Source organism: Variovorax sp. YR752 (assembly GCF_943372545.1).
Map to the genome: position 1 here is coordinate 17,671 of NZ_CALRZC010000034.1, position 9,019 is coordinate 26,689.

At 64.3% G+C, this 9,019-nt stretch carries 9 protein-coding genes; 8 read left to right on the top strand and 1 reads right to left on the bottom strand.

All coding sequences use genetic code 11. From position 1 onward, the window contains the following. Positions 1–48: 48 nt before the first annotated feature. Complete coding sequence (locus AAG801_RS10885) at positions 49–333, top strand: hypothetical protein (RefSeq protein WP_119554241.1); 285 nt, start codon at positions 49–51, stop codon at positions 331–333. Beyond that, complete coding sequence (gene cyaY / locus AAG801_RS10890) at positions 333–668, top strand: iron donor protein CyaY (protein WP_101491021.1); 336 nt, start codon at positions 333–335, stop codon at positions 666–668. The genes AAG801_RS10885 and cyaY overlap by 1 nt, the downstream gene beginning before the upstream one ends. A 43-nt stretch (positions 669–711) precedes the next feature. Here the strand turns inward: cyaY and AAG801_RS10895 are convergent, their stop codons facing one another. Next, the gene (locus tag AAG801_RS10895; protein WP_180838957.1) at positions 712–3,123 is read right to left on the bottom strand and encodes a penicillin-binding protein 1A; all 2,412 of its coding nucleotides are present in this window, start codon (positions 3,121–3,123) and stop codon (positions 712–714) included. A gap of 251 nt (positions 3,124–3,374) precedes the next feature. Here AAG801_RS10895 and AAG801_RS10900 point away from each other — a divergent pair, with 251 nt between their 5' ends. From AAG801_RS10900 to AAG801_RS10925, 6 genes are read left to right on the top strand one after another with little or no spacing between them, the layout of a single operon-like run. Continuing rightward, positions 3,375–4,454, top strand: a complete 1,080-nt coding sequence (locus AAG801_RS10900; protein ID WP_341888394.1) for a pilus assembly protein PilM — start codon at positions 3,375–3,377, stop codon at positions 4,452–4,454. Next, a complete protein-coding gene (locus tag AAG801_RS10905; RefSeq protein ID WP_192195135.1) occupies positions 4,451–5,071 on the top strand; it encodes a PilN domain-containing protein in 621 nt (206 codons plus the stop codon). Before AAG801_RS10900 ends, AAG801_RS10905 begins: the two co-directional genes overlap by 4 nt. 6 nt (positions 5,072–5,077) lie before the next feature. Next, positions 5,078–5,758, top strand: coding sequence for a type 4a pilus biogenesis protein PilO (locus AAG801_RS10910; RefSeq protein ID WP_101491019.1), 681 nt, complete (start codon positions 5,078–5,080; stop codon positions 5,756–5,758). Continuing rightward, on the top strand, positions 5,755–6,297 hold the full coding sequence (locus tag AAG801_RS10915) for a pilus assembly protein PilP (protein ID WP_153280468.1): 543 nt from the start codon (positions 5,755–5,757) through the stop codon (positions 6,295–6,297). The genes AAG801_RS10910 and AAG801_RS10915 overlap by 4 nt, the downstream gene beginning before the upstream one ends. Further along, a complete protein-coding gene (locus AAG801_RS10920) occupies positions 6,294–8,435 on the top strand; it encodes a type IV pilus secretin PilQ (RefSeq protein WP_341888395.1) in 2,142 nt (713 codons plus the stop codon). Before AAG801_RS10915 ends, AAG801_RS10920 begins: the two co-directional genes overlap by 4 nt. A 23-nt stretch (positions 8,436–8,458) precedes the next feature. Then, positions 8,459–9,007: a shikimate kinase gene (locus AAG801_RS10925; RefSeq protein ID WP_341888396.1), complete on the top strand. Its 549-nt coding sequence runs from the start codon at positions 8,459–8,461 to the stop codon at positions 9,005–9,007. Positions 9,008–9,019: the final 12 nt, after the last annotated feature.

Below are 9,019 nucleotides of genomic sequence, written 5' to 3' on the forward strand. Positions count from 1 at the left end.
TTTAGTTATCGCATCTGGTAAGTCACACTTTATCACTTGAGGTAACACATGAGCCAATTGAATGTTCTTATCGAGAAAGGTAAAGACATTTACGGAAGCTATGGCGCCTTAGCAGAAGCGATAGGCGTTCCGAATACCCACATCTCAATGTGGAAGGCGGGCAAGCGCTACTGCAGCCCGCCAGATCGGGCAGCACTCGCAAGTGCGGTCGACGAAGACCCGACCGAAGCAACCATCGAGGCGGTGATCGAAGGAATCAACCTCGAAAGCCCACAAGGAAAGCGAGCCACCCATGCGCTGCAGGTGGCTCTGTCGAAGATTAAAAAGCTGTAATGACCGACACCGAGTACATGGATCACGCCGAGGCGGCACTTGCTGCCATCGAGCAGGGCTGCGACCGCATCAACGACGCGACCGACGCCGACATCGACAACCAGCGGGTCGGCGGGATGATCACGATGTCGTTCCAGAACGGCAGCCAGCTGATCGTGAACCTGCAGAAGCCGCTGCACGAAATCTGGCTGGCGGCACGCTCCGGCGGCTACCACTACCGGCACGACGGCCGGGTGTGGGTGGACACCAAGACCGGCGAGGAATTCTTCGGCAACCTCTCCCGTGAGGCGACGCTGCAGGCGGGGCTGCCGTTGGTGTTCGCAGCGGCGGCCTGAGCCGCCACTTCCCGCTGCTTCCCGCCGCTTTCCTTCCTTTTGATCAGTTCCTGAACAGGTCGAGGATGCGGTTGCGCTCCTCGGGCGGCGCAGGTGCGCTGATCGCCGGACCGCTCAGGGCTTCCGCCGGTGCCACCGGCGCAGAAGATTCCACGCCCAGGCTCGACACGCCGCGGCCCGGCGCGTAGTCGTCGTAGTACCACTCGCCGCCGACGCTCACGATGCCCGAAGGCGGCGTGGTCGACAGGTCGGTCACGGGCACGCCCTTGAGGGCGGTTTCCATGTAGTTGATCCAGATCGGCAGGCTCAGGCCGCCGCCGGTTTCGCGGTCGCCCAGGTTGCGCGGCGTGTCGTAGCCGATCCACGAGATCGCCGTCATGGTGGGCTGGAAGCCCGCGAACCAGGCGTCGAGCGAGTCGTTGGTGGTGCCGGTCTTGCCGTAGAGGTCGGGGCGCTTGAGCATCGCCTGCGCCTTCGCGGCCGTGCCGGCGCGCGTGATGGACTGCAGCAGCGTGTCCATGATGAAGGCGTTGCGCTGCGGGATGGCGCGCGACGCTTCATTGAGCAGCGGCGGCTGGACGTCGACCAGCACGCGGTCCTTGTGGTCGGTGACGCGGGTCACGAGGTACGGATTCACGCGGTAGCCGCCGTTGGCGAACACCGAGTAGCCCACCGCCATCTGCATCGGCGTGACGGCGCCGGCGCCGAGCGCCATCGGCAGGTAGGCGGGGTGCTTGTCCTTGTCGAAGCCGAAGTTGGTGATCCAGTCTTGCGCGTAGCGCGTGCCGATGGATTGCAGGATGCGGATCGACACGAGGTTGCGCGACTTCATCAGCGCCGTGCGCATCGACATCGGCCCGTCGAAGCCGCCGCCGTAGTTCTTGGGCTCCCAGGGCTGGCCGCCGGTGGTGCCGGCGTCGAAGAACAGTGGGCCGTCGTTGATGACGGTGGCGGGGGTGAAGCCCTTTTCGAGCGCCGCCGAGTAGATGAACGGCTTGAAGCTCGAGCCCGGCTGGCGCCAGGCCTGCGTGACGTGGTTGAACTTGTTCTTGCCGAAATCGAAACCGCCGACCAGCGCCTTGATGGCGCCGTCGCGCGGGTCCATGGCCACGAACGCGCCCTCGACCTCAGGCAGCTGGGTGATTTCCCAGGTGTTCTTGGGCGTCTTCGCGACACGGATCACGGCGCCGCGGCGGATCTTGATGTTGGGCGGTGCCTTGTCCGACAGACCGGACTGCGCGGGCTTGAGGCCGTCGCCGGTGATCTGCACAGCGTCGCCGTTGGCGCGGATGGCCTGGATTTCCTTGGGCGTGGCCTTGAGCACCACGGCTGCCATCACGTCGCCGTTGTCGGGGTGGTCGTTCAGCACGTCGTCTACCGCCTCGTCGAGCTCCTTGGGGTCGTTCGGCAGGTCGATGAACTTCTCGGGGCCGCGGTACACCTGACGGCGCTCGTAATCCATGATGCCCTTGCGCAGGGCCTTGTAGGCCGCCGCCTGGTCGGCCGCGACCAGCGAGGTGTAGACCTTGAGGCCGCGCGTGTAGGTGCTGTCGCCGTACTGCGCGTACATCAGCTGGCGCACGGTTTCGGCGACGTACTCGGCGTGCAGCCGGTTCGGGTCGGCGGCGTCGCGCAGGTGCAGTTCTTCCTTCTTGGCTTCCGCCGCTTGTTCGGCGGTGATGAAGCCGGCTTCCTGCATGCGGTCGATCACGTAGAACTGGCGGCCACGCGCGCGCTGCGGGTTGTTGACCGGGTTGTTCGCGCCGGGGGCTTTCGGCAGGCCGGCGAGCATGGCTGCCTGGGCGATCGACATCTCGGACAGCGGTTTGCCGAAATAGGCCTCGGAGGCGGCGGCGAAACCGTAGGCGCGGTTGCCCAGGTAGATTTGGTTCAGGTAGATCTCGAAGATCTGGTCCTTGCTGAGCATGTGCTCCAGCTTGAAGGTCAGCAGCACCTCGTAGATCTTGCGGGTCAGCGTCTTCTCGGAGCTCAGGTAGACGTTGCGGGCCACCTGCATGGTGATGGTCGACGCGCCCTGGCTCTTCACGCGATTCAGATTCGCGAGCCCGGCGCGGACCAGGCCCTTGTAGTCGACCCCGCCGTGGTCATAGAAGCGGCTGTCTTCGGCGGCGAGGACGGCGTCCTTCACGACCTTGGGGATCGCGGCGATGGGGGTGAGGTTGCGTCGCTCTTCCCCGAATTCGCCGATCTGCGTGCCTTCGGCGGAGAACACCCGCAGCGGCAGCTTGGGGCGGTAGTCGGAAAGCTCCGAGATGTCCGGCAGGTTCGGATACGCCACTGCCAGGGCCACGGCCACCACGCACAGGATGGAAAGCAGGCCCGCCGCAGCGATGCCCGCGCCCCAGAACACGAAACGCAACAGCCATTTGAGCCAGAAGGGGCGTTCGGGGGGAGGGGTCTTGGCGCGCCCCTTGGGGCTGGAATTTTCTTGCATGGGGGCCCGGAGAGTCACCCGACATTATAAAAAGCCGCCCCCTCCGCGCGCCCGGATCTTTGTTACCTCGCGCATTCCCTCCCCCGGGGCTAAGCAGAAAGTTACAGAATGCGGCTTTGACGTCACGTTTTGACAACGGTTGTCGATTCCGGGCTTTCTGCACGCTTGGTGGGCGCAGTGCCTGCTGCTAGCATGCAACCGAACGCATATTTTTCCATTGGTTACAAATAACAGGGGGAGAGGGACCTAACTTGGCTGCTCTTGGATCATTGTTTCGTCGTCAAAACGCCCCCCTGCTGGGACTGGACGTCAGTTCGTCCAGCGTGAAGCTGGTGGAGCTCGGCCGCGAGGCCAGCGGCAAGCTGGTTCTGGAGCGCTGCGCCATCGAGCCGCTCGAACGCGGCTGGATCACCGACGGCAACGTCGAAAAATTCGACGAAGTGGCCGAAGCCGTGCGCCGTGTCGTGCGCAAGAGCGGCACCAAGACCCGCAACGTTGCGCTGGCGCTGCCACCTTCAGCTGTCATCACCAAGAAGATCATTCTTCCGGGCGGCATGAGCGAGCAGGAGCTCGAAATCCAGGTCGAGTCCGAAGCCAACCAGTACATCCCGTTTTCGCTCGATGAAGTCAGCCTCGACTTCTGCGTGACGGGCCCGAGCACGTCGTCTGTCGGCGACGTGGAAGTGCTGATCGCCGCCTCCCGCAAAGAGAAGGTGCAGGACCGCGAAGGCCTGGCGGAAGCCGCGGGCCTCAAAGCGATGATTCTCGATGTCGAGTCGTACGCCTCGCGCCTGGCTACGGCGCGACTGATCGAACAGCTCCCGGGCAAGGGCGTGGACGCGATCGTGGCGCTGTTCGAGGTGGGCGCCTTCACGACCAGCATGCAGGTGCTGCGCAACCAGGAAGTGCTGTACGACCGCGACCAGGCCTTCGGTGGCGCGCAGTTGAGCCAACTGATCGTGCGCCAGTACGGATTCTCCGCAGAGGAAGCCGAAGCCAAGAAGCGCAGTGGCGACCTGCCCGACGACTACGGCTCGGGCGTGCTCAAGCCCTTCGTCGAAAGCATCGCGCAGGAAATCGCGCGGGCGCTGCAGTTCTTTTTCACCAGCACGCCGCACAACCGCGTGGACTACGTGCTGCTGGCGGGTGGCTCGTCGTCGTTGCCAGGGCTGACCAATGCCGTCACGCGTCAGACCTCGTTCGCCTGCTCGCTCGTGAACCCGTTCGACGGCATGGACTTCGGCCCCAGCATCCGTGAGAAGAAGGTCCGCCGCGAAGCGCCTTCCTATCTGACCTCGTGCGGCCTGGCCATGCGGAGGTTCCTGCAGTGATCCTGATCAATCTGCTCCCGCACCGCGAAGCCGCGCGCAAGCGCCGTCGCGAGGCTTTCTACGGCACCTTGGGTGGCGCCGCATTGCTGGGTGTTCTGATCGCCGGCCTCGGTTACCTCTGGTTCGAAGCCCAGATTTCGGGCCAGCAATCGAAGAATGGTTTCCTGCAGGCCGAGATCAAGAAGCTCGAAGTCGAGATCAAGGAGATCTCGACGCTGCAGGACGAAATCGCGGCCCTGCGTGCGCGTCAGCTGGCTGTGGAAGACCTGCAAGGCGACCGCAACCTGCCGGTTCACCTGCTCAACGAACTCGTCCGGCAACTGCCCGACGGCGTCTATCTGACCAGCATGAAGCAGGACAACCAGACCGTGACCCTGCAAGGCATGGCGCAATCGAACGAACGCGTGTCCGAACTGCTGCGCAACCTCGGCAACAACAGTCCCTGGCTGGTGAAGCCCGAGCTGGTCGAAATCACTTCGGCCAACGTGAACCTGAGCCAGCGCGACCAGCGCCGTGTGGCCAACTTCACGATGCGCATCGGCCTCAAGCGGCCCACCGATGCCCAGAAGGCGGAGGCCGAGAAGGCCCTGGCCGCCAAGGCGCAGGCGAAGGGGTAACCGATCATGGCCATCAGCAACCGATCCCTCCCCAAAGTCGACGTCGCCACCGCACTGCGGAACTTCGGCGACCAGTTCCGCGGACTGAATCCGAACGATCCTTCGATGTGGCCGGCGGTGCCGCGCTACGCGCTGTGCTTGGCTGTGACCGCGTTGGCGCTCGCAGGCCTGTGGTTTCTCTGGCTCACGAACTCGAACGACGAGCTCGAAGCCGAGCGCGCCAAGGAAGTGACGCTCCGGGCTGACTACAAGAAGAAGGTGGCGCAGGCCGCCAACCTCGATCTGTTGAAGAAACAGCGCGAGCAAGTGCAGCAGTACGTGATCCTTCTCGAGAAGCAACTGCCCAGCAAGGCAGAAATGGATGCGCTGCTTTCCGACATCAACCAGGCCGGACTCGGCCGCAGCCTGCAATTCGAGCTGTTCCGCCCGGGCCAGGTCTCGGTCAAGGATTACTACGCCGAGCTGCCGATCGCCGTGCGCGTCACGGGCCGCTACCACGACATGGGCGCCTTCGCGGCCGATGTGGCCAGCCTGTCGCGCATCGTGACGCTCAACAACGTGACCGTCACACCGCAGAAGGACAAGGACGTGCTGACGATGGACGCCACCGCGCGCACCTACCGCTATCTCGATGAAGACGAGCGGGCCGCCCAGAAACGCGCCACGGCGCCGAAGGCGAAGAAATGAAGCCGGTCGCCAAAGTTCTGTGGCTGGCACTGGCCACCCTGGGCCTGAGCGCCTGCGGCGATTCAGACCAGGAAGACCTGCAGCGCTGGATGGTCGAGGAGCGCGCCCAGGTGAAGCCTTCGGTGCCGCCGATCTCGGAGCCCAAGAAGTTCACGCCGCAGGCCTACACCGAAGCCTCGTCCTTCGAGCCTTTCAACATGCTGAAGCTGACCCAGGCGCTGCGCCGGGAGTCGAACCAGCCGAGCACGTCCGAGCTGATCGCGCCGGAACTGGCGCGCCGCAAGGAGGCGCTCGAAGCGTTCCCGCTCGACACGATGGCGATGGTCGGCAGCATGAACCGCAACGGCCAGCCGGTGGCGCTCGTGCGTGTGGACAAGCTGCTCTACAAGGTGCGGGTCGGTGAGTACCTGGGCCTCAACTACGGGCGCATCACCCGTATCAACGAAACCGAAGTCGCTCTGCGCGAGATCGTGCAGGACGCCGCGGGCGAATGGATCGAACGCGTAGCCACGCTGCAGTTGCAAGAGAGTGCGAAATGAACCAAAAAAAATCAACGATGGCACAGTGGCTGCGCGCCGCCGGGCTGGGTCTGCTGGCTTTCGGTGCCCTGGCCGTCGCCCATGCGCAAAACGCGATCGAGTCGGTGACGAGCTCGACCCAGTCGGGCGCGGAAGTGATCCGCATCGATCTGGCGCAACCGCTCACCGCCGTGCCCGCCGGGTTCTCCGTGCAGACGCCAGCGCGCATCGCGCTGGACTTCCCGGGCGTGACAAACGCCATCGGGCGCTCGGCCATTGAGGTGAACCAGGGCAACCTGCGCTCGGTCAACGTGGTGCAGGCCGGTGATCGCAGCCGCGTGGTGCTGAACCTGAAGCAGGCTACTGCTTACAAGGCCGAGATCCAGGGCAAGTCGCTGCTGGTGGTGCTCGAGCCAGTGGCTGGAACTGCGCTGGTGGCTTCCGCTGCAACCACTTTTGCTGAGAACCGCAACCGCGATACCCTGCCGTTGCGCGACGTCGACTTCCGTCTGGGCGCCGACAGCACGGGCCGCGTGCTCGTCGACCTGCCGAACAACCAGGTCGGCGTCGATGTGAAGCAGCAAGGCAAGAGCCTGATCGTGGAATTCACCAAGTCGACGCTGCCCGAAGGCCTGCGCCGCCGCCTGGATGTGGCCGATTTCGGAACGCCCGTGCAGTTGATCACCTCGCAGCAATCGGGTGACCGCGTGCGCATGACGATCGATGCCAAGGGTGACTGGGAACACAGTGCCTACCAGAGCGAAAACCAGTTCGTGGTGGAAGTTCGCGCCCGCAAGATCGATCCGAGCAAGCTCACGCAGGGTGTCGGCTACAACGGCGAGAAGCTGTCGCTCAACTTCCAGAACATCGAGATTCGCTCGCTGCTGCAGGTGATTGCCGACTTCACGAACTTCAACATCGTGACCTCCGACTCGGTCAGCGGTGCGCTGACGCTGCGGCTGAAGGACGTGCCTTGGGACCAAGCGCTCGACATCATCATGCAGGCGAAGAACCTGGGCATGCGCAAGAACGGCAGCGTGCTGTGGATCGCGCCCAAGGATGAGATCAACGCCAAGGAAAAGCTCGAGTTCGAAGCCAAGGCGGCGATCGAGAACCTGGAGCCGCTGCGGACGCAGTCGTTTCAGCTGAACTACACGAAGGCCATTGCGATTGCGCAAGGTCTGACGGGCACGGGTGCATCGGCGGGCGGTGGCGGTGGCGGTGGCGGCACGACCTCGCGCATCCTGAGCCCTCGCGGTAGCGTGATTGCTGAAGCGCGGACGAATCAGCTGTTTGTTTCGGACATCCCCTCGCGCCTGGCCCAGGTCACCGATCTGATCCAGAAGCTGGACATTCCCGTTCGGCAGGTGCTGATCGAAGCGCGCATCGTGGAAGCCTCGGACACCTTCGGCAAGTCGCTCGGCGTGCGGATGGGCGGCGGTATCTCCCGCGAACGCGTCGCGTCGGCCAACGGCAATCCGGCATACGGCACCTTCGGCGTCATGCCTGCCACCACCGGCGGCGTCGGCGCCGCAGCAGCCACCTGGACCAACTCCAACTTCATCAACCTGCCCGCAGGCGATGCCGGCGGCACGGGCAACTCGGCCGGCACCTTCGCAATCTCGCTGTTCAACTCGAGCTTGTCGCGCATGCTGAACCTCGAAATCTCGGCGCTCGAAGCCGACGGCAAGGGCAAGCTGGTGTCCAGCCCCCGCGTCATCACGGCCGACCAGACCAAGGCGCTGATCGAGCAGGGCGAGGAAATTCCCTACCAGCAGGCCACGTCCAGCGGCGCCACCTCGATCTCATTCCGCAAGGCGGTGCTCAAGCTCGAAGTCACACCGCAGATCACGCCCGAAGGCAACATCATCCTGACGCTGGACGTGAGCAAGGACGCCCGCGGCGTCAACACGTCGGCAGGCCCGGCCATCAACACCAAGCACGTGCAAACCGAGGTGCTGGTCGAGAACGGCGGCACGGTCGTCATCGGTGGTATCTTCGAACTCACCGAAACCAATGACGAATCGCGCGTGCCGGTGCTGGGTGAAATCCCCTACATGGGGGCATTGTTCCGCAAGCGCGAACGCGTTGCCAACAAGACTGAAATGCTCGTCTTTATCACCCCGAAGATGATTACCGACCGCAACGCCGCGCGCTGACGCGCGGGCGTAGCAGCCACCGCGTGGCGGTCGCACTTGTCGGGTTGCCCGGCGCCGGAAAGTCCGCAGTGGGCCGGCGCTTGGGCGCCCGGCTGAACACTCCCTTCATCGACACGGATCACGTGATCGAGCAGCGCATCGGCTGCACGATCCGTGATTTCTTCGATCGCGAGGGCGAAACCGCCTTCCGCGACATCGAGCAGGCGGTCATCGCCGACCTGGCCGCCAGCCCCCACGGCGTGCTGGCGACAGGCGGTGGCGCCGTGCTGCGCGAGGCCAACCGCCAGCAGTTGCGCGATCATTTCCACGTCATCTACCTGCGCTCCTCGCCCGAAGACCTGTTCCGGCGCCTGCGCCACGACGTCAAGCGCCCGTTGCTGCAGGTGGCCGATCCGCTGGGCCGGTTGCGCGAGTTGCACGACGCACGCGACCCGTTCTATCGGGAAACAGCCCACGACGTGGTTGACACCGGTCGCCCGTCCATTGCGGTGCTCGTCAACCTCATCGTGATGCAACTGGAACTGGCGGGTGTGGTCGAGCCCGGCGCCCATCCGGAAGAGCCCTCCGACTGACCCCGGCAGGCC